The sequence below is a fragment of the Streptomyces sp. NPDC086554 genome, from assembly GCF_040686095.1.
In the GTDB taxonomy this organism is placed as follows: Bacteria; Actinomycetota; Actinomycetes; order Streptomycetales; family Streptomycetaceae; genus Streptomyces.
Genome location: NZ_JBFBJK010000014.1, coordinates 58,654 through 79,843, shown reverse-complemented (window position 1 = coordinate 79,843; position 21,190 = coordinate 58,654). Strand labels below are relative to the sequence as shown.

General features: G+C 69.6%; 22 protein-coding genes and 5 tRNA genes. 19 read left to right on the top strand and 8 right to left on the bottom strand.

Features of this window, described 5'->3' with window-relative positions:
- Nucleotides 1-10 precede the first annotated feature (10 nt).
- Complete coding sequence (locus tag AB0O76_RS23700) at nucleotides 11-424, bottom strand: roadblock/LC7 domain-containing protein (protein ID WP_030787430.1); 414 nt, start codon at nucleotides 422-424, stop codon at nucleotides 11-13.
- A gap of 9 nt (nucleotides 425-433) precedes the next feature.
- Nucleotides 434-4,228, bottom strand: coding sequence for a nitrate- and nitrite sensing domain-containing protein (locus AB0O76_RS23695; protein WP_365494645.1), 3,795 nt, complete (start codon nucleotides 4,226-4,228; stop codon nucleotides 434-436).
- 595 nt (nucleotides 4,229-4,823) lie between these two features.
- Here AB0O76_RS23695 and AB0O76_RS23690 point away from each other — a divergent pair.
- The 9 genes from AB0O76_RS23690 (at nucleotide 4,824) to AB0O76_RS23650 (ending at nucleotide 8,716) form a co-directional block, all read left to right on the top strand.
- Entirely contained in the window at nucleotides 4,824-5,003 is a 180-nt protein-coding gene (locus AB0O76_RS23690; protein ID WP_365494642.1) for a hypothetical protein, read from the top strand.
- 74 nt (nucleotides 5,004-5,077) lie between these two features.
- Nucleotides 5,078-5,866, top strand: coding sequence for a fumarylacetoacetate hydrolase family protein (locus tag AB0O76_RS23685; protein WP_365494639.1), 789 nt, complete (start codon nucleotides 5,078-5,080; stop codon nucleotides 5,864-5,866).
- A complete protein-coding gene (gene gltX / locus AB0O76_RS23680; protein ID WP_365494636.1) occupies nucleotides 5,859-7,340 on the top strand; it encodes a glutamate--tRNA ligase in 1,482 nt (493 codons plus the stop codon). The genes AB0O76_RS23685 and gltX overlap by 8 nt, the downstream gene beginning before the upstream one ends.
- Before the next feature lie 65 nt (nucleotides 7,341-7,405).
- Entirely contained in the window at nucleotides 7,406-8,134 is a 729-nt protein-coding gene (locus AB0O76_RS23675; protein WP_365494633.1) for an HAD family hydrolase, read from the top strand.
- Between the two features lie 88 nt (nucleotides 8,135-8,222).
- Nucleotides 8,223-8,294 (top strand) — tRNA-Gln (locus tag AB0O76_RS23670).
- A 21-nt stretch (nucleotides 8,295-8,315) separates the two neighbouring features.
- Nucleotides 8,316-8,388: transfer RNA gene (locus AB0O76_RS23665), tRNA-Glu, on the top strand.
- A gap of 62 nt (nucleotides 8,389-8,450) precedes the next feature.
- A tRNA-Glu gene (locus AB0O76_RS23660) sits at nucleotides 8,451-8,523 on the top strand.
- A 26-nt stretch (nucleotides 8,524-8,549) separates the two neighbouring features.
- Nucleotides 8,550-8,621 (top strand) — tRNA-Gln (locus AB0O76_RS23655).
- A gap of 22 nt (nucleotides 8,622-8,643) precedes the next feature.
- Nucleotides 8,644-8,716: transfer RNA gene (locus AB0O76_RS23650), tRNA-Glu, on the top strand.
- A gap of 51 nt (nucleotides 8,717-8,767) precedes the next feature.
- Here AB0O76_RS23650 and AB0O76_RS23645 read toward each other — a convergent pair.
- Entirely contained in the window at nucleotides 8,768-9,424 is a 657-nt protein-coding gene (locus AB0O76_RS23645; protein ID WP_365494630.1) for a MerR family transcriptional regulator, read from the bottom strand.
- A 100-nt stretch (nucleotides 9,425-9,524) separates the two neighbouring features.
- Between AB0O76_RS23645 and AB0O76_RS23640 the strand changes: the two genes are divergently transcribed.
- Nucleotides 9,525-10,010, top strand: a complete 486-nt coding sequence (locus AB0O76_RS23640) for a DUF4188 domain-containing protein (protein WP_365494627.1) — start codon at nucleotides 9,525-9,527, stop codon at nucleotides 10,008-10,010.
- Nucleotides 10,011-10,104: 94 nt separating this feature from the next.
- Here AB0O76_RS23640 and ndgR read toward each other — a convergent pair whose 3' ends face one another.
- Nucleotides 10,105-10,821, bottom strand: a complete 717-nt coding sequence (gene ndgR / locus AB0O76_RS23635) for an IclR family transcriptional regulator NdgR (protein ID WP_010984119.1) — start codon at nucleotides 10,819-10,821, stop codon at nucleotides 10,105-10,107.
- A gap of 181 nt (nucleotides 10,822-11,002) precedes the next feature.
- Between ndgR and leuC the strand changes: the two genes are divergently transcribed.
- From leuC to AB0O76_RS23615, 4 genes are all read left to right on the top strand, one after another.
- Nucleotides 11,003-12,427 (top strand): 3-isopropylmalate dehydratase large subunit, encoded by a 1,425-nt coding sequence (gene leuC, locus AB0O76_RS23630; protein ID WP_365494624.1) that lies wholly within the window; start codon nucleotides 11,003-11,005, stop codon nucleotides 12,425-12,427.
- A 5-nt stretch (nucleotides 12,428-12,432) separates the two neighbouring features.
- Complete coding sequence (leuD, locus tag AB0O76_RS23625) at nucleotides 12,433-13,026, top strand: 3-isopropylmalate dehydratase small subunit (protein WP_365494621.1); 594 nt, start codon at nucleotides 12,433-12,435, stop codon at nucleotides 13,024-13,026.
- A gap of 238 nt (nucleotides 13,027-13,264) precedes the next feature.
- The gene (locus tag AB0O76_RS23620; protein ID WP_365494618.1) at nucleotides 13,265-13,501 is read left to right on the top strand and encodes a hypothetical protein; all 237 of its coding nucleotides are present in this window, start codon (nucleotides 13,265-13,267) and stop codon (nucleotides 13,499-13,501) included.
- 172 nt (nucleotides 13,502-13,673) lie between these two features.
- Complete coding sequence (locus AB0O76_RS23615) at nucleotides 13,674-14,333, top strand: HU family DNA-binding protein (protein ID WP_266871079.1); 660 nt, start codon at nucleotides 13,674-13,676, stop codon at nucleotides 14,331-14,333.
- A gap of 83 nt (nucleotides 14,334-14,416) precedes the next feature.
- Here AB0O76_RS23615 and AB0O76_RS23610 read toward each other — a convergent pair whose 3' ends face one another.
- Both AB0O76_RS23610 and cofC read right to left on the bottom strand, forming a co-directional pair.
- The gene (locus AB0O76_RS23610; RefSeq protein ID WP_365494614.1) at nucleotides 14,417-14,620 is read right to left on the bottom strand and encodes a hypothetical protein; all 204 of its coding nucleotides are present in this window, start codon (nucleotides 14,618-14,620) and stop codon (nucleotides 14,417-14,419) included.
- Between the two features lie 13 nt (nucleotides 14,621-14,633).
- Nucleotides 14,634-15,269 carry a 2-phospho-L-lactate guanylyltransferase gene (gene cofC, locus AB0O76_RS23605; protein WP_365494611.1) on the bottom strand — a complete coding sequence of 212 codons (636 nt, stop codon included), beginning with the start codon at nucleotides 15,267-15,269 and terminating at the stop codon, nucleotides 14,634-14,636.
- Nucleotides 15,270-15,414: 145 nt separating this feature from the next.
- Here cofC and AB0O76_RS23600 point away from each other — a divergent pair, with 145 nt between their 5' ends.
- Genes AB0O76_RS23600 through AB0O76_RS23590 form a run of 3 tightly spaced genes read left to right on the top strand, consistent with a single transcriptional unit; the run spans nucleotide 15,415 to nucleotide 18,417 of the window.
- A complete protein-coding gene (locus tag AB0O76_RS23600; protein ID WP_365494608.1) occupies nucleotides 15,415-16,194 on the top strand; it encodes a lysophospholipid acyltransferase family protein in 780 nt (259 codons plus the stop codon).
- The gene (locus AB0O76_RS23595) at nucleotides 16,191-17,201 is read left to right on the top strand and encodes an NAD(P)H-dependent glycerol-3-phosphate dehydrogenase (protein WP_365494605.1); all 1,011 of its coding nucleotides are present in this window, start codon (nucleotides 16,191-16,193) and stop codon (nucleotides 17,199-17,201) included. The genes AB0O76_RS23600 and AB0O76_RS23595 overlap by 4 nt, the downstream gene beginning before the upstream one ends.
- Before the next feature lie 34 nt (nucleotides 17,202-17,235).
- The gene (locus AB0O76_RS23590; RefSeq protein WP_365494602.1) at nucleotides 17,236-18,417 is read left to right on the top strand and encodes a D-alanine--D-alanine ligase family protein; all 1,182 of its coding nucleotides are present in this window, start codon (nucleotides 17,236-17,238) and stop codon (nucleotides 18,415-18,417) included.
- Between the two features lie 12 nt (nucleotides 18,418-18,429).
- On the opposite strand, the gene AB0O76_RS23585 is transcribed toward AB0O76_RS23590, so the two are convergent.
- Both AB0O76_RS23585 and AB0O76_RS23580 read right to left on the bottom strand, forming a co-directional pair.
- Nucleotides 18,430-18,912, bottom strand: a complete 483-nt coding sequence (locus AB0O76_RS23585) for a DUF3515 domain-containing protein (RefSeq protein WP_365495021.1) — start codon at nucleotides 18,910-18,912, stop codon at nucleotides 18,430-18,432.
- Nucleotides 18,913-18,938: 26 nt separating this feature from the next.
- The gene (locus AB0O76_RS23580) at nucleotides 18,939-19,172 is read right to left on the bottom strand and encodes an Lrp/AsnC ligand binding domain-containing protein (RefSeq protein WP_016642988.1); all 234 of its coding nucleotides are present in this window, start codon (nucleotides 19,170-19,172) and stop codon (nucleotides 18,939-18,941) included.
- Nucleotides 19,173-19,381: 209 nt separating this feature from the next.
- Here AB0O76_RS23580 and AB0O76_RS23575 point away from each other — a divergent pair, with 209 nt between their 5' ends.
- Both AB0O76_RS23575 and thiD read left to right on the top strand, forming a co-directional pair.
- Nucleotides 19,382-20,347, top strand: coding sequence for a thiamine-phosphate kinase (locus tag AB0O76_RS23575; RefSeq protein WP_365494599.1), 966 nt, complete (start codon nucleotides 19,382-19,384; stop codon nucleotides 20,345-20,347).
- A gap of 2 nt (nucleotides 20,348-20,349) precedes the next feature.
- Nucleotides 20,350-21,153 (top strand): bifunctional hydroxymethylpyrimidine kinase/phosphomethylpyrimidine kinase, encoded by an 804-nt coding sequence (gene thiD / locus AB0O76_RS23570; protein WP_365494596.1) that lies wholly within the window; start codon nucleotides 20,350-20,352, stop codon nucleotides 21,151-21,153.
- Nucleotides 21,154-21,190: the final 37 nt, after the last annotated feature.

Genomic DNA, 21,190 nt, shown 5'->3' with positions numbered 1-21,190 from the left:
ATGGGGAGATCTAGTGGAGCAGGCTGCCCTGCAGTTCGGCGCGGAGGTCGGGGGTGAGGACAGCGCCCGCACGGTCGACGAGCAGCGCCATCTCGTAGCCGACGAGGCCGATGTCGCACTCGGGGTGCGCGAGCACGGCCAGCGACGAACCGTCGGACACGGACATGATGAAAAGGAACCCCCGCTCCATCTCGACCACGGTCTGGGTGACGGTGCCGCCCTCGAAGATCCGGGAGGCGCCTGCGGTCAGTGAGGTGAGCCCCGAGGCCACCGCGGCGAGCTGGTCGGCGCGGTCGCGCGGGAAGCCTTCGGACATCGCCAGAAGCAGTCCGTCCGCGGACACCACGACGGTGTGGGACACCCCGGGGGTGTTGTCCACGAAGTTGGTGATCAACCAGTTCAGGTTCTGTGCCGCCTGGCTCATCGGACTCAACTAACGCTCCTGCTGGTGAGTGGGGAAGCTGCCGGTCTGGCCGGTACCGGCCTGGCGGCCCTGCTGGATGCCCCGACGGAGATTGGTCAGCCTGCCGCGTACGTCGTCGGGCGCACGCGAGACCTGCGGACCTGTGCTGTCCTGCTGCTGCTGTGCCGTGCCCGCGACGAGGTTGGCTCGCGGGACGCGGCGCGGCAGGCCGGATGTGGTGACGCCACCGGCGGACGGCTGCCGGACGCGCTCGGCCTGGCGGCCGAGTTCGTCGTTCGGCGAGCTGCGCCAGGCGGCGCTGCTGCCGTTCGTGACGTTGGCGTTGTTGCCGGTACCGCCTGCCTGGCCGGCGGCGGGTGCGGCGGCCGGTCGTGGGGGACCGGCCGGAGACTGCGGCTGCTGGGCCTGCGGCCGCGAGGGCGGCGGCGACGAGGGCTGCGGGCGCTGGGGGCGCCGCGGCTGCTCGGGGGCGGCGGGCTCGGCGGGACGGTTGCCACCGGACTGCGGGGCGCCACCGGACCGCTGGGCCTGCTGCTCCTGCTGCTGCTTGAACCAGTTGGTCTCCAGCGTGTCGAACAGCGGGGTGCGGCCGTCGCCGGGACCTGCGGGCGGCAGCTCGTCGGGCTGCTGGGGCTGCACGGGCTGCTGAGGCTGCTGCGACCGGGCGGGCAACTGCGGCTGCTGCGGCGGCTGAGGCCGCTGGGACTGCGAAGACCGCGGCGGAACGCCGAGCTGACCGCTGCCCTGACCGGGACCGCCCTGACCCGGACCGCGGCGCGGCGCACTGGTGCCGGGCCGCTCGAACTGACCCGTGCCGGAGGAGTCCTGGCCACCGAAGACATCGGGACGCACGAACTGACCGGTGTCCTGCTGGTTCTGCTGACCCTGCTGGCCCGCGTCGGGCGGCGAACCGGCGCCGGGCGGCGGCCCGTTGAAGTCGGGACGCGCGAACTCCGCGGTCGAACCGGGACCCTGCATCGCGCCACCGGCCGCCGGCTGGGCGAACTGACCCGTGGACTCCGGCTCTTCGTGACCGCGCGGGGTGTCGAACGGCTCGCGCGAGACCTGCGGCTGCGCGTTCTCGTCGCTCCAACTGGGCACGCGCGGCTGCGGGTTGCCACCGGGAAGCTCGGCACGCGGACCGCCGCGCGGCGGCAGCTGGGGCCTGCGGCCCTGGTCACCGGCGTCGTTCGAGGCGTTCGCCGGAGCGTTCCCCGCGGCGTTCACCGGATTCGTACGCTGCTGGGGTACGGGAGGCTGCGGCGCCGATCCCGCGCCACGGCCGGCGTCCGGCCTGCCCCCGAAGAGGCTGCCACCGCCACCGGCGCCCTGCTGGGAACCCGTCTGCCCCACCGGAGCCGAAGGCGATCCGGTACGCGGCCCCTGGCCCTGACCCTGGCCGGACGCCTGGCCCGGACCCGAGTCCCGCGACGGCAGCGCGGCCCGCGGCCCCGTTCCCGTGACCTGGCCACGCGGCGCACCGGCACCGAGCCGTCCGGCGGAACCCGCAGGTCCTGCCGAGCCGGGTCCGCCGTTCCCGCCGCCGACACCGCGACGCGCGGCCGCGACACCACCGGCGGCCTGCGCCGCGGCCGGGCCACCGACCTGGCCGGGGCCACCGGGCTTGCCCGGAGCCTTCTTGCCGCCCTGGGCGACATCGACGGGCAGCATGACCAGCGCGGTCGTACCACCGGAGTCGGACGGACGGAGCTGAATACGGATGCCGTGACGCTGCGAGAGACGGCCGACCACGAACAGACCCATGCGGCGCGAGACCGAGACGTCCACGGTGGGCGGCGAGGCGAGCCGCTCATTGATCGCGGCGAGGTCCTCCGGCGACAGACCGATACCGGTGTCGTGGATCTCGATAAGGACCCGGCCGTCGGGCAGCGCGTGACCGGTGACCTTGACCTTCGTCTGCGGCGACGAGAAGGAGGTGGCGTTCTCGAGCAGCTCGGCGAGCAGGTGCACGAGGTCGTTGACGACGCGGCCCGCGACCTCGGTGGTCGGCACCGAGGCGAGCTCGATGCGCTCGTACTGCTCCACCTCGGAAGCGGCGGCGCGGAGCACGTCGACGAGCGGGACGGGCCGGGTCCACCGGCGACCGGGCTCTTCACCGGCGAGAACCAGCAGGTTCTCGCCGTTACGGCGCATGCGGGTCGCGAGGTGGTCGAGCTTGAAGAGCGAGGAGAGCTGATCGGGGTCGGCCTCACGCGACTCCAGCTCGGAAATCAGCGACAGCTGACGCTGGATAAGACCCTGCGAGCGGCGCGAGAGGTTGGTGAACATCGCGTTGACGTTGCCCCGGAGGAGGGCCTGCTCGGCGGCGAGGCGGACGGCCTCGCGGTGCACGTCGTCGAAGGCCGCGGCCACCTGGCCGATCTCGTCCCGGGAGTGCACACCGACGGACTCGACGGAGGTGTCGACGTCCTGCGGGTCCGACTCCGAGAGCTGCTTGACCAGCTCGGGCAGGCGGTCCTGGGCGACCTTGGTCGCGGTGTCCTGCAGACGCCGCAGCGAGCGGATCATGGACCGGGCCACGACGAAGGCGCCGACGAGCGAGACACCGAGCACGATCAGGATCAGCGCACCGTTGAGGATGGCCGTCTGCTCGGACTCGTTGCGCAGCTCGCGGGCCTTCTGCTCCATCTCGTTGAGCAGCGTGAGCTCGATCTTGGACATCGCGTCGATCTTGGTGGTGTCGTTGTCGACCCAGTCCTTGTACGACCGCTTGTCCTGAAGCTTGATGCCGCCCTCCTGCTCAAGCACACGCTTGGCGTAGGAGTCGGCGCCCTTGATGGAGGCGTTGCCGCCGTCGATGGGCTTGGTGAGCTCGTCGGGGTTGCCCGCGTAGATGCCCTTGAAGGCATCGAGCTCGGAGTTCTCCTTGTCGAGCGCGGAGAAGCCGTAGCGCCGGTCGGTCTCGGAGATCTTGCCGAACTGGGAGTCGCCCGCCGGCAGCGCGGCCGCGATGATCGCGCGCTGCACCGAGGCGTACTCCTTGGCGGAGGAGAAGGCCGTCAGGGCGCGGGTGCGCTGGATCATGTCCGGGTTGCTGGTCGCCTGCGCCATGTCCGAGGAGAGCGCGAGCAGCTGCTCGATGAGCTGGCTGTAGGCGTCGACCGTCTGGGACGTCGAGGTCGGATCCTTGTACGCGTTCTTGCGTACGTCGTTGATCTTCTGAAGCTGCTGGGTGATCTCGACGGTGTTCGCCCGGACGCCGAGCAGACCCTTGTCGCCCTCGGTGTCGTCGAGGTCCTGCGTCCCCTGGAGGAAGCGGTTGTACGCGCGGTCGGTCTTCTGCCGGGCGCCCTTGACCACGTAGTCCGAGGACTTCGCGCCGTGCGCGAGGGGGCCTGCCGAGCGGTCGCGCTCCTCCTGGAGCGCGGAGGCCAGCTCGGTGGCCTGCTTGGTCATGTCGGTCAGCAGCTTCATGTTGTCGAGCTGCTGGATCTCGTCCATCGACTCGTTGATACGAAGCGCGCCGAGAGAGGTCGCGGTGATCACGGGGAGCGCGAGCAGCGAGACGAGGCGGGTGGAGATGCGCCAGTTGCGCAGGGCTATTCGCGAGCCGGGCCCGCTGGGCGTCTTGCCGCCCGCCTTCCCGCCCGAAGGACCGCTCGCCTTCGCCGCGGCCGGGGGCAGACTGCCGCCACCCGCTGCGCGTGCGGCGCCCTGGCCGCTGTCGCCGGACACCACAGGTCCGCTGTTCTGGGCGTGCTGGGCCGAGGAGCCGCGGTCGGTTCCGCCGCGCTCCGGCTCTGCCGCAGCGCCGCTGCCATCCCTCTTGAAACGTCCCTGCACTAGCGTCGCAACCTCTGGACCAGGCGTCCTTCCGCATGAACGGACGGACGGTGTCGGCGTCGTGGGGCACTGAGCGCCCCATGGTGGTCGTGAGTGACCGGCGCTGCTCCCCTTTCCCGCCGCCACTCGGCGCTGCGTTGCGCCCCTGCGCGCCGGTTCGATCCCGCGGCGGTCCCGGGAATTCCAGCACAGTGCAGGATCTCCAACAAGGCCCGTGTATCGCGCCGTGACCTCCGTGACACGGCGTGAGTGACGGGTCACGAGATGTAGAAAATTATCCGGGTCAAAACGCCCCATCACCGGCGAAACGCCTACGGGTGGGGGGTGTCCCAGTCTTCATGATCGGGAGCGGAATGGTGGCTTCAATGACTGAATGTCCGATTCCAACAAGGCCTTCACGGGCCTGAATTGACCCTTTTGCCCGCTAGCTCGTGAGCAAACTCACATCAAGATCATGGCCTCAAAAGGACTTTGGCCGGGAATTGGATGTTTAGCCTGACGCTTTACAGGGATGGCGAATCCGACAACCCGCGTCCACCCCGCGACGCCCCAACTGACAAGGCCTGAACAACAGATGAAGACTGTGAAGTCGGCAATGTTCCGCAACATAGCCAACCCGCGCCGCACCACCCTGGCCCACCTCACGGACGCCGACGAGTTCCAGGCCGCCCCCGAGCAGCCGGAGCACGCGCTGGAACTGCCGACGCAGACGGCCAACCCGAAGCGCACGATCCTCATGGACGCGCCGGAGCAGCCGACGCCGGTCGCGGGCTGACGCGCGAAGCCGACCCCTCCCGTTAGCCTGGAGCGTCAGACTCCACCCACTTTCAGCAAGGGGCCAAGGCTCACGTGCGCATCGCCAGGTTCTCCATCGACGGCAACGTCGCCTTCGGCGCGGTCGAGGGTGACAAGCCCGACGAGCTCGTCGTCGACATCATCAAGGGCAGCCCGTACGTCGCCGAGTTCGAGCTGAGCGGTGTCAAGGTCCCGCTCGGCAAGGTCCGGCTGCTGCCCCCCGTCATCGGTCACAAGATCGTGGCGTTCGGCCGCAACTACGGCGAGCACGCCAAGGAACTCGGCCACGAGGTCCCGGACGTCCCGTTCGCCTTCTTCAAGCCCGCGACCTCGATGATCGGCTCCGGCGACGCCATCGCGTACCCGCCCTTCTCCGAGGAACTGCACCACGAGGCCGAGCTGGCCGTGGTCATCGGCCGCATGTGCCGCGAGGTGCCGCGCGAACGCGTCAAGGACGTGATCTTCGGCTACACCTGCGCCAACGACGTCACGGCCCGTGACGTGCAGCGTCGTGAGAAGCAGTGGGCCCGCGCCAAGGGCTTCGACAGCGCCTGCCCGCTCGGCCCCTGGGTGGAGACGGACATCGACCTGACCGCCGCCAACGACCTCACGATCCAGTGCACGGTCAACGGCGAGCAGCGTCAGCTCGGCCGCACCAGCGAGATGGTCCACTCCATCGAGGACCTGATCGTGAACATCACCGAGGCCATGACGCTGCTCCCCGGCGACGTCATCCTCACGGGCACCCCGGCAGGGGTCGGCCCCCTCAACGTCGGCGACGAGGTCGCCGTCACCATCGAACGCATCGGCACTCTCACCAACAAGGTGATCAAGCGTGGCTAACGCGACGAACGTACGCGTACGTTTCTGTCCCTCCCCGACCGGCAACCCCCACGTGGGCCTGGTCCGCACCGCCCTCTTCAACTGGGCGTTCGCCCGGCACAACGAGGGCGCCCTGGTCTTCCGCATCGAGGACACCGACGCGGCTCGCGACTCCGAGGAGTCCTACGAGCAGCTCCTGGACTCGATGCGCTGGCTGGGCTTCGACTGGGACGAGGGCCCCGAGGTCGGCGGCCCGCACGAGCCGTACCGGCAGTCGCAGCGCATGGACATCTACCAGGACGTCGCGGCCAAGCTGATCGACGGCGGCTACGCCTACCCCTGCTACTGCACCACCGAAGAGCTGGACACCCGCCGCGAGGCCGCCCGCGCCGCCGGTAAGCCGTCCGGCTACGACGGCCACTGCCGCGACCTCACCGCCGAGCAGAAGCAGGCGTACGAGGCCGAGGGGCGCAGCCACATCGTGCGCTTCCGGATGCCCGACGAGGCGACGACCTTCACGGACCTGGTCCGCGGCGAGATCACGGTCCAGGCGGAGAACGTCACGGACTACGGCATCGTCCGCGCGAACGGCGCCCCGCTCTACACGCTCGTCAACCCGGTCGACGACGCCCTGATGGAGATCACCCACGTCCTGCGCGGCGAGGACCTGCTCTCCTCCACGCCCCGCCAGATCGCCCTCTACAAGGCCCTGATCGAGCTCGGCATCGCGAAGACGACCCCCGAGTTCGGCCACCTCCCGTACGTGATGGGCGAGGGCAACAAGAAGCTGAGCAAGCGCGACCCCCAGGCGTCGCTCAACCTCTACAGGGAGCGCGGTTTCCTCCCGGAGGGCCTGCTCAACTATCTCTCCCTCCTGGGCTGGTCGTTCTCCGCGGACCAGGACGTCTTCTCGATCTCCGACATGGTCGCCAGGTTCGACCTCGCGGACGTGAACGCCAACCCGGCCCGCTTCGACCTGAAGAAGGCCGAGGCGATCAACGCGGACCACATCCGCATGCTGGACGTGAAGACCTTCGCCGCGGCCTGCGAGCCCTGGCTGAAGGCTCCGCACGCCAACTGGGCCCCCGAGGCGTTCGACCAGGCGGCCTGGGAGGCCATCGCCCCGCACGCCCAGACCCGTATCAAGGTGCTCTCCGAGATCACGGAGAACGTCGACTTCCTCTTCCTCGAAGCGCCCGTCGAGGACGAGGCGTCCTGGACGAAGGCCATGGGCAAGGGCGACCCGGCCGCGCTCCTGACGACGGCCCGCGCCAAGCTCGATGCCGCCGACTGGACCTCCCCCGAGTCCCTCAAGGAGGCCGTCCTGGCCGCCGGCGAGGAGCACGGCCTGAAGCTCGGCAAGGCCCAGGCCCCGGTCCGCGTGGCCGTCACGGGCCGCACGGTCGGCCTGCCGCTCTTCGAGTCCCTGGAGATCCTGGGCAAGGAGCGCTCGCTGACCCGCATCGACGCGGCCCTGGCGAAGCTCGCCGCCTGACCCGCACCACCCCGAAGGGCCCGGAAGCCACCACGGCTCCCGGGCCCTTCGCGTAGGTTCAGAGCATGCCGATCAAAGCCGTGGTCTGGGACGTAGATGACACGATCTTCGATTACGCGCAGGCCGACTCCACCGGCATGCACGCGCACCTCGCCGCCGAGGGACTCCTGCAGCGGTTCGGGTCGGCCGAGCGCGCGCTGACGCTCTGGCGTGAGATCACCCACCGCCACTGGGCGCGCTTCAGCGAGGGCCTGCGGGACTTCCAGGACCAGCGCCGCGACCGGGTGCGCGAGTTCCTCGACACACCCGCCCTGGACGACGCGGACGCCGACGCATGGTTCGACCGCTATGTGGGCCACTACGAATCCGCCTGGGCCCTCTTCCCCGACACCCTGCCCGTCCTTGACGCCCTCGCCGACGACTACCGCCACGCCGTCCTCTCCAACTCCGCCCTGGTCGTCCAGGACCGCAAGCTGCGCATCCTGGGCGTGCGCGACCGCTTCGAGTCCGTCCTGTGCGCCGCCGAACTAGGCGTCTCCAAGCCCGCGGCCGAGGCCTTCCACGCGGTCTGTACGACGATGGGTCTTGCGCCCGAGGAGATCGCCTACGTAGGGGACCAGCCGGAGATCGACGCCAGGGGCGCGCGGGACGCGGGTCTCGTCGGGATCTGGCTCGACCGCAACAGCGCAGCCCAGGAAGGCCCGTCGGGCGTCCACCGCATCACGCGGCTCACCGAGCTGCCGCCGCTGCTCCGCGCCGATACCCGTTTTGGAGCGCCGTCCACCTTCGGGTAATGTTCTTCCTGCGCCGCCCGAGAAGGCCGAAAGGTCCGGCAGGGAAGCGCAAGTCGAAGCAAAGCTCCCGCAAGGGGTTGCGTCTCGATGGCCTATGGTGTAATTGGCAGCACGACGGTTTCTGGTTCCGTTAGTCTAGGTTCGAGTCCTGGTAGGCCAGCTCGCAGAGCTTATCTGCAACGCCCCCGTTGTGTAGCGGCCTAGCACGCTGCCCTCTCAAGGCAGTAGCGCCGGTTCGAATCCGGTCGGGGGTACAGATCCTTCCCATGGAAGCAGTCCGGGTCGCACCCACTGCTACCGATGCAGGATCGCTAGGGCCCCCGTTGTGTAGCGGCCTAGCACGCCGCCCTCTCAAGGCGGTAGCGCCGGTTCGAATCCGGTCGGGGGTACGCAAGGTCTAGCTGGTCTAGACCAGTGGGCTATGGTGTAATTGGCAACACGACGGTTTCTGGTTCCGTTGTTCTAGGTTCGAGTCCTGGTAGCCCAGCGCAGTACAGCAGAACAAGCTAGCCCCCGTTGTGTAGCGGCCTAGCACGCCGCCCTCTCAAGGCGGTAGCGCCGGTTCGAATCCGGTCGGGGGTACGCGAGTGGAGGGGCCTTCCCGCAAGGGAGGGCCCCTTCGTCGTTTCCGTGTCACGCCTCCGAACTCCCCTGGCCGTAGCGCCGGTTGGACTCCTCTGCCTGCGCCATCCTGCGCAAGCTCAGCAGCACCGGCTCGTACAGGACGGTGAGCGCGACAGCCGCCTCCAACTGCTCGTCGGGCGATTCGTAGCGCTCCACCAAGTCCAGGTCGGTGACCGCCAGTTGGTCGGCGGAGCGCGCGTAGGGTGCCAAGTCGTCGACGGCGCACGGGTATCCGAGCCGGGACAGCGTGCCGACCGCCGTCACCAGCATCCGGTACGCCGGCGAATCCGCCCCGTACGCCTGGGCGTTCGCCCAGCCGAGCCGCCGGAGCAGCATGTCGACGGTGTGCCGGGCCGCGTCCGTCGCCGGATCGCCCTCGGTGGCCTCCGGGCCGTGCGGCAGTGCCCATACCGCCGTGCCCAGGCGGGAGTTGTGATCCAGGGACTCGTCCTCCAGGGCGGTGAGCACCTCGCGGGCCGACGCGATCGGCACCCGGCCCACCTGGACGAGCGCCCGGACGAGGCGCAGCCGCTGCAGATGACTCTCGTCGTACGCGGACTGCGTCGCCGTGACCCGGCGGCCCGGCGGCAGCAGTCCCTCGCGCAAGTAGTACTTGATCGTGGCCGTCGAGACCCCGCTGCGCGTGCTCAGCTCCGCCAGTCTCATCGGCTCGTTCCTCTCCACGCCTTGCGCCTTCACTTGGTGAGTGGCACTATCCAATCATGGATAGCGACGCTATCCAAAGATCTCCGAAGGGGGACCCATCATGAGCGGCAAGCCGATCGAGGGGCGCATGACGGCCGATGCGCAGGGCGGCGTGACCGTCTTCACCATCGGGATGCGCGTCAACAACTTCCGTGCCGTGCGCAGCTGGTGGCCCGTCTTCCGGGCGATGCCGCGCATGCTCAAGGAGCTGTCACAGGACCGGGGGATCGGCATGCTGGGATACCAGCTGCTGTTCGGAGCTCCGCGCCTGCTGTACGTCGTGCAGTACTGGGAGTCGCCGGAGAAGCTGCTCGCCTACGCGTCGGACCAGGGCAAGGAGCACCGGCCCGCCTGGGCGGCCTTCAACCGCAGGATGCGGGAGGGCAAGGGCAAGGTCGGCTTCTGGCACGAGATGTACGTCGTGCCGGCCGGCGCCCATGAGGCGGTGTACGTGAACATGCCGGAGTTCGGCCTGGGCAAGGCCATCGGCGTGGTGCCGGTCGGCCGGCGGGGAGACCGCGCCACCGACCGCCTCAAGGCGGCCTGAGAGGCCGCAGGGACACAACAGCACAGCCGGAGGGGCCGCCGCGGCGTTGAGGCGGTCCCTCCGGCTGTGTACGTCGGTGAAAGCGTCCGGCGGGTCAGCCGGTGCGGCGCAGCGCCTCGGAGAGGCGTCCTGCCGCGTCGATGACCGCCTGGGCGTGCATCCGGCCCGGGTGGCGGGTCAGGCGCTCGATCGGTCCGGAGACCGAGACGGCGGCGACCACGCGGTTCGACGGGCCGCGCACGGGCGCGGAGACGGACGCGACGCCCGGCTCCCGCTCGCCGATCGACTGGGCCCAGCCCCGGCGGCGTACGCCCGAAAGGGCCGTGGCCGTGAAACGCGCGCCCTGGAGGCCGCGGTGCAGGCGCTCCGGCTCCTCCCAGGCCATCAGGATCTGTGCCGACGAGCCGGCCTTCATGGTGAGCGTCGAGCCGACCGGGACCGTGTCCCGCAGGCCCGAGAGGCGCTCGGCGGCCGCGACGCAGATGCGCATGTCGCCCTGGCGGCGGTAGAGCTGCGCACTCTCGCCCGTGACGTCACGCAGATGCGTGAGGACCGGGCCCGCCGTGGCGAGCAGACGGTCCTCGCCGGCCGCCGCCGCGAGTTCCGCGAGGCGCGGGCCGAGAATGAAACGGCCCTGCATGTCCCGCGCCACCATCCGGTGGTGTTCCAGTGCCACGGCGAGGCGATGTGCCGTGGGTCGTGCGAGTCCGGTGGCCGCGACCAACCCCGCGAGGGTGGCCGGACCGGACTCCAGGGCGCTCAACACGAGAGCCGCCTTGTCGAGAACGCCGACGCCGCTAGAGTTGTCCATGCGTCGATACTCGCGTCTCACTCTGTGAAACGCAAGTTCAATTTTCCATGGAACACGTCACTCTGTACGTGCGGTCCGCGGACCAACGGACACGCGGCTCAGGCGCGGCACGAGGGGTACGTGCGTGGGCGAACAATTCTCTAGTTGGGCCGGCCCAAGACAGCCGGTCGGAGGGAAAGCGATGGGTAGGACACTCGCGGAGAAGGTCTGGGACGACCACGTCGTCCGGCGCGCCGAAGGCGAGCCCGACCTCCTCTTCATCGATCTGCACCTGCTGCACGAGGTGACGAGCCCGCAGGCCTTCGACGGCCTCCGTCAGGCCGGCCGTCCCGTGCGGCGGCTCGACCTCACCATCGCGACCGAGGATCACAACACCCCGACCCTCGACATCGACAAGCCCATCGCGGACCCGGTCTCGCGGGCCCAGTTGGAGACGCTGCGCAAGAACTGCGCGGAGTTCGGCGTACGGCTGCACTCGCTCGGCGACGTCGAGCAGGGCGTCGTCCACGTGGTGGGACCGCAGCTGGGCCTGACCCAGCCGGGCACCACCGTGGTCTGCGGCGACTCCCACACCTCCACGCACGGTGCCTTCGGCGCCCTGGCGTTCGGCATCGGCACCTCCCAGGTCGAGCACGTCCTGGCCACCCAGACGCTGCCGATGGCGCCCCCGAAGACCATGGCCATCACGGTCGACGGCGAGCTGCCCGACGGCGTCACCGCCAAGGACCTGATCCTCGCCATCATCGCCAAGATCGGCACCGGCGGCGGCCAGGGCTACGTCCTGGAGTACCGCGGCTCCGCCATCGAGAAGCTGTCGATGGAAGCCCGCATGACCATCTGCAACATGTCGATCGAGGCCGGTGCCCGCGCGGGCATGATCGCCCCTGACAAGACCACCTTCGACTACATCGAGGGCCGCGCCCACGCCCCGCAGGGCGCGGACTGGGACGCTGCGGTCGCGTACTGGAAGACCCTGAAGACGGACGAGGACGCGGTCTTCGACGCCGAGGTCTACATCGACGCCGCCTCGCTCTCGCCGTTCGTCACCTGGGGCACCAACCCGGGTCAGGGCGCACCGCTCTCCGCGCAGGTCCCCGATCCGGCTTCGTACGAAGACGAGTCGGAGCGCAACGCCGCCGAAAAGGCCCTGGAATACATGGGGTTGAGCGCAGGGCAGCCGCTGCGCGACATCAAGGTCGACACCGTCTTCGTAGGTTCCTGCACCAACGGCCGTATCGAGGACCTGCGTGCGGCGGCCTCCATCGTCGAGGGACGCAAAGTCGCCGACGGCGTACGGATGCTGGTCGTCCCCGGCTCGGTCCGGGTCGCCCTGCAGGCCATCGACGAGGGCCTGGACAAGGTCTTCACCGCCGCGGGCGCCGAATGGCGGCACGCGGGCTGCTCGATGTGCCTGGGCATGAATCCCGACCAACTGGCCCCCGGTGAGCGCTCGGCGTCCACGTCGAACCGCAACTTCGAGGGCAGGCAGGGCAAGGGCGGCCGCACCCACCTGGTCTCCCCGCAGGTCGCCGCCGCCACCGCGGTCACCGGCCATCTCGCCTCGCCCGCGGACCTGTCCGACACCCCCGCGACCGCCGGAGTCTGAGAACCATGGAAGCCTTCACCACGCACACCGGCCGGGCCGTCCCGCTGCGCCGCAGCAACGTCGACACCGACCAGATCATCCCCGCCCACTGGCTGAAGAAGGTCACCCGGGACGGGTTCGAGGACGGGCTCTTCGAGGCCTGGCGCAAGGACGGCGAGTTCGTCCTGAACAGGCCCGAACGCCAGGGCGCCACGGTCCTGGTCGCCGGTCCCGATTTCGGAACGGGCTCCTCCCGCGAGCACGCCGTGTGGGCGCTGCAGAACTACGGCTTCAAGGCCGTCATCTCCTCGCGCTTCGCCGACATCTTCCGCGGCAACTCCCTGAAGAACGGCCTGCTCACCGTCGTACTCGACCAGAAGGTCGTGGACGCGCTCTGGGCGCTGACGGAGGCCGACCCGCAGGCCGAAGTCACCGTTGACCTGCAGGATCGCCAGGTGCGCGCCGAGGGTGTCACTGCCGACTTCGAGCTCGACGAGAACGCCCGCTGGCGCCTCCTGAACGGCCTGGACGACATCAGCATCACGCTGCAGAACGAGCCGGACATCGCCGCGTACGAGTCCGGGCGCCCCGCGTACAAGCCGCGGACCGTGCAGGTCTGACACCTCCGCAACACCCTGACGTACCCCCAATCGTGGACGGTTGGGGGTACTTCTGTGTGCGCCTCCGCGAGGTGCCCGATGACCTGAACGGGTGGTCTCAACTCCCTTGACACGGAAGGCAGAAGAGGCTTGAAATCCCCTTGTACTCAGTCCGACCGGGTACCCTCAGGAGGGCGCCGGATGTGGGTAGTTACCCCCTGCGGAGGCGACAACTCGCCCCAGATGGCACAATCGGTGCATGGGACGTGACAGCCAACTCGAGCTCTACGGGCTTGTTGCGGACCAACTGAAGGAAGCGCACTCGAGGGTGCGTGCACTGCAAGTCCCGGAGGGCGTACGGATGGCGCTGACCCGGAAGCTGCTGGTCATTACGGCCGCGGCCAAACACGATCTCGCCGATGCGGCAAGGCGTCTGGAGCGATTGATGGAGTCCCTCGACGAGGTTGAAGAGGGCCGATTCCCCGAAGACGGCTGAGCGACAAGGCTCAACGGACCTTCGAGGAGCCTTCGAGCAACTCATGGACAGCCGAGTTCGTTGCGGCACAAGGGTGATTAGCCCGTTTCGTGTTTGATTTGCGGTATATATCTGCCTAACGTGCGAAAAAGCCTGGCGAATACGCTCGGGCGATGTCTCCGAAGGGGAAGACGTGAACAAGGCGCAGCTCGTAGAAGCGATTGCCGACAAGGTAGGTGGCCGTCAGCAGGCCGCCGACGCTGTGGACGCGGTTCTGGACGCAGTCGTCCGTGCCGTGGTCAGCGGAGACCGCGTTTCGGTCACCGGATTCGGCTCGTTCGAGAAGGTCGACCGTCCGGCCCGTTACGCCCGCAACCCGCAGACCGGGGAGCGTGTTCGGGTCAAGAAGACCTCGGTTCCGCGCTTCCGTGCGGGTCAGGGCTTCAAGGACCTGGTCAGCGGCTCGAAGAAGCTCCCGAAGAACGATGTCGCGGTCAAGAAGGCGCCCAAGGGCAGCCTGACCGGCGGTGCTTCGGCGACGGTCAAGAAGGCAGCGGCCAAGAAGGCCACCGCCAAGAAGGCGACGGCGAAGAAGGCCGCCACCGCCAAGAAGGCCACCGCGAAGAAGACGACGGCGAAGAAGACCACGGCGAAGAAGACCACCGCCAAGAAGGCGGCGACGGCCAAGAAGGCCACGGCCAAGAAGACGACGGCGAAGAAGGCCGCGCCGGCGAAGAAGGCCACGGCGAAGAAGACCGCGCCGGCCAAGAAGGCCACCGCCAAGAAGGCGCCCGCGAAGAAGTCGACGGCGCGCAAGACCACCGCCAAGAAGGCGACCGCCCGCAAGAAGTAAGAGGCACGAGGGCACTCACGCGCCGGGCCGGGCTCCCCGCAGGGAGCCCGGCCCGCGGCGTGTGCGGGGTCCGCTCGGACGGTTCAGAAGGTCTGGAGCGTCACCAGGGTGATGCGCCGCTGCTCGCCTGCTCCCTCGACCTCGATCCGGACCCGCTGCCCGGGCCTGAGCAGCCGCAGGCCGCCCGCGTCGAACGCCGGGGGATCGAAGGGCACCGGAGTGCCGTCGTCGAGCAGCACGCTGCCGCTGTGGGTCTCGGGGTCGTACGTGTACGCGGTCGCCTGCATGGAGGCAGCGTACTCAGTCGGCGATCAGCAGTCGGGCGGCGGCCGACGCGGTGCGCGGTCCGACGCCGAGCGCGAGCGCGGCCCGCAGATCGTCGCCGGTGTCCACGTCCTGGCGTACGGAATCGACGCCGGCGAGCGGGAGTTCCACCGCCCCCGAAGCCGTGTGGCGGGAACGGGACGCCGTGCCGAATGCGGGGTGCAATTCCGTTCCCGGTGCGGCGGACAGCAACGTCGTCCCGATTCCTGCGGCATCAGGAAGGAATGCGCGGGGAAATTGCCCCGCGTCGTCGAGGACCCGGGCCAATTCCAGTGGGCGCAGTGCGGGCAGATCGGCATTGAGCGCCGCGACGGCCGCCGCGGGCCGCTCGGCGCGCACGGCCGATGCCCCGTGCGCCAGGGCGGCGTTGAGGCCACCCACCGGCTCGTCCCGCACGATCCGGGCCCCCAGGGCCGCCAGCTCGCGCCCGGCGCGGACGTCGCCCGTGACGACCACCACATCCCGCACCGCCGCGCAGGCCGTCGCGGCGGCAACGGTGTCCTGGGCGAAGGCGAGCGCGAGCCCCGGGCGCAGCCGGTCGCCCGCGGTGTCGGCCAGCCTGCTCTTGGCGCGCGCCAGCGGCTTGAGGGGTATGACCAGGGTCCACAGCAAGGGGGCGGCTCCGTCCTTCGCGTCGGGCCCATTGTGACCTGCTGGGGGGCTCGCCCAGTGGGGCGGGCGTACGGTGTTCTCGACAGACAGGCAGCCTGGGGCGACACTTGTGCGGCCGCCCAGGTTCATGGAGGAAGGTGTCCGAGTGTCCCGCCGCAGAATCGGCTTCTGGTACCGCCTGGCGGCGGTCATCGCTAAACCGCCGCTGGTGGTTCTGTTCAAGCGGGACTGGCGTGGAATGGAACACATTCCGGCCGACGGCGGATTCATCACCGCCGTGAATCACAACTCGTATATCGACCCGCTCTCGTACGCGCACTTTCAGTACAACACCGGACGAGTGCCGCGATTCCTGGCAAAGGACGGCCTTTTCAAGGACGGCTTCGTCGGCAAGGTCATGAAGGGCACGGGACAGATCCCGGTCTACCGCGAGACCACGAACGCGCTCGACGCCTTCCGTGCCGCGGTCGGCGCGATCGAGCGCGGCGAATGCGTCGCGTTCTACCCCGAAGGCACCCTCACCAGGGACCCCGAGATGTGGCCGATGACGGCCAAGTCCGGTGCCGCGCGGGTCGCTCTGGAGACCAAGTGCCCGGTGATCCCGGTCGCGCAGTGGGGTGCCAACCTCGCGCTTCCCCCGTACAGCAAGAAGCTCAGCCTCTTTCCCCGCAAGAAGCTCCAGGTCCTGGCGGGCAAGCCGGTCGACCTCTCGCGCTTCTACGACCAGGAGCCCACCCCCGAGGTCCTGCGGGCGGTGACCGAGACCATCATGGCCGCGGTCACCGAACTCCTTGAGGAGATCCGGGGGGAGAAGGCTCCCGAGACCCCCTACGACCCGCGCAAGGCGCGGCTCGCACAACGACGCAAGGCGACCGGCCGCACCGGCAGGACCGCACCCGAGAGCACCCCGGAGGACAGCAAGTGACGAACCCCGTGAAGGCCGCCGTCTTCGGAACGGGCTCTTGGGGTACGGCCTTCGGCATGGTGCTCGCCGACGCGGGGTGCGACGTCACCCTGTGGGCACGTCGCGCCGAACTGGCCGACGCCGTCAACTCCTCGCGCCGCAACCCGGACTACCTCCCCGATGTCGAACTCCCGGCGAACCTCAGGGCGACCACCGACCCGGCACAGGCCGCGGCCGGCGCCGACTTCACCGTGCTCGCCGTGCCCTCGCAGACGCTGCGCGGGAACCTCGCCGAGTGGGCGCCGCTGCTCGCCCCCGACACGGTGCTCGTCTCCCTCATGAAGGGCGTCGAACTCGGCTCCGCGATGCGGATGAGCGAGGTCATCGAGGACGTCACGAAGGTCGCGGCCGACCGCATCGCCGTCGTCACCGGACCCAACCTGGCCCGCGAGATCGCCGCCAGGCAGCCCGCCGCCGCCGTGGTCGCCTGCCGCGACGAATCGATCGCGCAACGCCTCCAGGCGGCCTGCCACACCCCGTACTTCCGCCCGTACACGAACACGGATGTCGTGGGCTGCGAGCTCGGCGGCGCCGTGAAGAACGTCATCGGGCTCGCCGTCGGCATCGCCGACGGCATGGGCCTCGGCGACAACGCCAAGGGCTCGCTCATCACCCGAGGCCTCGCCGAGACCACACGGCTCGGCCTGGCGATGGGCGCCGACCCGCTGACGTTCTCCGGACTCGCGGGCCTGGGCGACCTGGTGGCGACCTGCTCGTCGCCGCTCTCGCGCAATCACACCTTCGGCACCAACCTCGGCAAGGGCATGACCCTGGAGGAGACCATCGCGGTCACCAAGCAGACCGCCGAGGGCGTCAAGTCCTGTGAGTCGGTGCTGGATCTGGCCCGTCGGCACGGCGTCGACATGCCGATCACGGAGACCGTCGTGGGCATCGTGCACGAGGGCACGCCGCCGGTGGTCGCCCTCAAGGAGCTGATGTCGCGCAGCGCCAAGCCCGAGCGCCGCTGACTCTCGTCAGACCAGCGGGTACGCTCAAGCCGATATGAGCAGCGAGAACCTCCCCCAGAGCCCCAAGGCGCGCCCCGAGCAGAGCTCTGAGCTGCCGCTCCGCAAGCCGCGTGTGGCCGTCGTGTTCGGCGGCCGCAGTTCGGAGCACGGCATCTCGGTCGTCACGGCGGGCGCCGTACTGCGTGCCATCGACCGCACCAAGTACGACGTCCTGCCCATCGGCATTACGACGGACGGCCGCTGGGCGCTGACCGCCGACGAGCCCGAGCGCATGGCGATCACCGACCGCAAGGTGCCCAACGTCGCCGAGCTCGCCGAGTCGGCCGAGGGCGCCGTCGTCCTGCCCCTGGACCCCGGCAACCGCGAGGTCGTCTACAGCGAGCCCGGCTCCGTGCCCAAGGCGCTCGGTGAGGTCGACGTCGTCTTCCCGATGCTGCACGGTCCGTACGGCGAGGACGGCACCCTCCAAGGGCTCCTTGAGCTCTCCGGAGTGCCCTACGTGGGCGCCGGTGTGCTCGCGTCGGCCGTCGGCCAGGACAAGGAGTACATGAAGCGGGTCTTCATCTCCTTCGGTCTTCCCGTCGGCCCGTACCTGGTGATCCGGCCGCGCGAGTGGGACCGCGACGAGCAGGCCGCCCGCAAGAAGATCGCGGAGTTCGCAGGCGAGCACGGCTGGCCGCTGTTCATCAAGCCCGCCCGCGGCGGCTCCTCGATGGGCATCACGAAGGTCGACTCCTTCGAAGGCCTCGACGAGGCGATCGAGGAGGCCCGGCGCCACGACCCCAAGATCCTCGTCGAGTCGCTGCTTCGCGGCCGCGAGATCGAGTGCGGGGTCCTGGAGTTCGAGGACGGCCCGCGCGCGAGCGTGCCCGCCGAGATCCCGCCCGTGCAGTCGCACGACTACTACGACTTCGAGGCGAAGTACATCGACTCGACGCCCGGGATCGTGCCGGCCCCGCTGACGCCCGAGCAGACCGCCGAGATCCAGCGGCTCGCGGTCGACGCCTTCGAGGCCACGTCCTGCGAGGGCCTGGTGCGCGCGGACTTCTTCCTCACCGAGGACGGGCAGTTCGTGATCAACGAGATCAACACGATGCCGGGCTTCACGCCCATCTCGATGTACCCGCAGATGTGGGAGGCGAGCGGCGTCAGCTACCCCGAGCTGGTGGACCGCCTCATCCAGGCCGCGCTGCACCGCTCGACGGGCCTGCGCTAGCCCCTGGGGGCGTTACGCGATCCCCTTGGGGACCGTCTTCTTCACGGGGGCGGCGAAGTCCGTCAGCGGGCTCACGCCGCCCCCTGTGCGTTCCTCGGGCAGGGTGACCTCCACGTACGCCTTGCGCAGCGTGGAGGTGAAACGGAACGAGCCGTCGTCCTGCTCCTCGAGCAGCCAGTTGACGCCGTTCACCGTCACACCGTCCGCCTCGGCGTCGTTCATCTTCGGCGGCCGGGGGACACCGCAGCGCAGTATGATCGCCGGGTCTCCCCACCCGGCGGTCAGCGCCGACTTCGGCTCGGGATCGGCGCGCACCAGACCGTCCACCTTCTCCGGAAGCTGTTTGTCCAGGTTCCGGCACAGTTCGGCGACCTCGGTGTCCGGGGTGGGAACCGTGGCCTTCGCCGCTTCGTCTGCTTGGGAGCAGCCCGCGGTCGCGATCAGGAGTGCGAGTGCGGGGCTCGAGACGAGGTAACGGCGCCGGCGACGGGAAATCTTCACCGGCCAAGGGTAGACGGGGGCTACAAGTGCACGACCGGGCAGGTCAGGGTCCGCGTGATGCCGTCCACTTGCTGGACTTTGGCGACCACCATGCGGCCGAGTTCGTCCACCGTGTCCGCCTGCGCGCGCACGATGACATCGTAGGGTCCGGTCACGTCCTCGGCCTGGATCACTCCTGGGATCTTGCCGATCAGCTCGGCGACGGTCGACGCCTTGCCGACCTCTGTTTGGATCAGGATGTACGCCTGTACCACGGAACCTCCAGGGCGGCCACGAGGATCATGTGGGGAGAAGGGACGCCACGGTACCGCGTCGCCGCTTCTCGCGGGGAGACCCGGGGGAGCTGTGGCGCGCACAGCGCGGTGGACGGACAACCGAAGTTGACGGTCATCTCGACCGTACCTATGACAGTGACGGCTCGCGACCGCAAGCCGAGCAGCGTGAAAGGGCATGGTGAGTCCCGGTGAAGGGAACCGTCGGCGAGTTGGGGGAGTTCGGGCTCATCAGGGAACTCACCTCGCGGCTCACCTCCACCCCGGCCGTCCGGCTCGGTCCGGGCGATGACGCCGCCGTCGTGTCCGCCCCCGACCGCAGGGTCGTGGCGAGCACCGACATTCTCCTGGAGGGGCGGCACTTCCGTCGCGACTGGTCCACCGCGTACGACGTGGGCCGCAAGGCCGCCGCGCAGAATTTGGCCGACATCGCTGCCATGGGTGCCGTGCCGACCGCTCTGCTCCTCGGCCTTGTCGTCCCCGCCGAACTTCCCGCGAGCTGGGCCACCGAGCTGATGGACGGCCTGCGGGACGAGTGCCAGGTCGCGGGCGCGGCCGTCGTGGGCGGAGATGTCGTACGCGGCGACACGATCACCGTCGCGATCACGGCCCTCGGCGATCTGCGCAACCACGAGCCGGTGACGCGTGCGGGCGCTCAGCCCGGCGATGTCGTCGCCGTCACGGGCTGGTTGGGCTGGTCCGCCGCCGGGCACGCGGTGCTCTCGCGCGGCTTCCGCTCGCCGCGCGCCTTCGTGGAGGCCCACCGCAGGCCCGAGCCGCCGTACCACGCGGGCCCCGCGGCCGCCGGGCTCGGCGCGACCTCCATGACGGACGTGAGCGACGGACTCATCGCCGACCTCGGGCACATCGCCGAGGCGAGCAAGGTACGCATCGACATCCGCTCCGGAGACGTCGACGTGCCCTCGCAGATGAACGACATCGGGCAGGCCGTCGGTGTCGACCCGCTGCAGTGGGTGCTCAACGGCGGCGAGGACCACGCGATCGTGGCGACGTTCCCAGCGGACGTGAAGCTGCCCGCCCGCTGGAAGGTCATCGGCGAGGTCCTCAACCCCTCGGCGCTGCCCCAGGTGACCGTGGACGGCGCCCCGTGGACCAGCAAGGGCTGGGACCACTTCGGCGACAACCTCGAGGACTGACCATGACGGTGCTTTCACGGCCCCCTCGTGTCCTGACCGTCGCCGGCTCCGACTCCGGCGGCGGCGCGGGCATCCAGGCCGACCTGAAGACGATGCTGGCGCTCGGCACCCACGGCATGAGCGTCGTCACGGCCGTCACCGCGCAGAACTCCCTTGGCGTGCAGGGCTTTTGGGAGCTGCCGGTGGAGGCGGTGCGGGCCCAGTACCGCAGCGTCGTCGACGACATCGGCGTACAGGCCGTGAAGACCGGCATGCTCGCATCGGCCGAACTGGTCGAGACGGTGGCCGAGTTGCTCGCGGGCACGGACGCCCCCGCGGTCGTCGACCCGGTCGGCGTCTCCAAGCACGGTGACTCGCTGCTCGCCGCGTCGGCGCTCGATTCGGTGCGTACGAAACTGCTCCCGGTCGCCACGGTCGCGACGCCGAATCTCGACGAGGTCGCCCAACTGACGGGCATTCACGTGGAGTCGGAGGACGGGATGCGGCGGGCGGCGGCGGCGCTCCTCGCGTACGGCCCGCGGTGGGCGCTCATCAAGGGCGGCCATCTGCGGGGCGACGCGGTGGACCTGCTCACCGACGGATCCGAAGAGCACTGGCTGCGCGCGCCGCGGCACGACAACCGCCACACGCACGGCACCGGCTGCACGCTCGCCAGTGCGATCGCCTCGCACCTGGCGAAGGGGCTGTCCGTGCCGGAGGCGGTTACGGCGGCGAAGGAGTACGTCACGGGGGCGATCGCGGCCGGGTTCCCGCTCGGCGGCGGGATCGGGCCCGTGGATCATGGGTGGCGGTTCAGGGGGCGGTAGGTCCTTGTGGGCCTACGAAAGAGTGTGGACATACGGA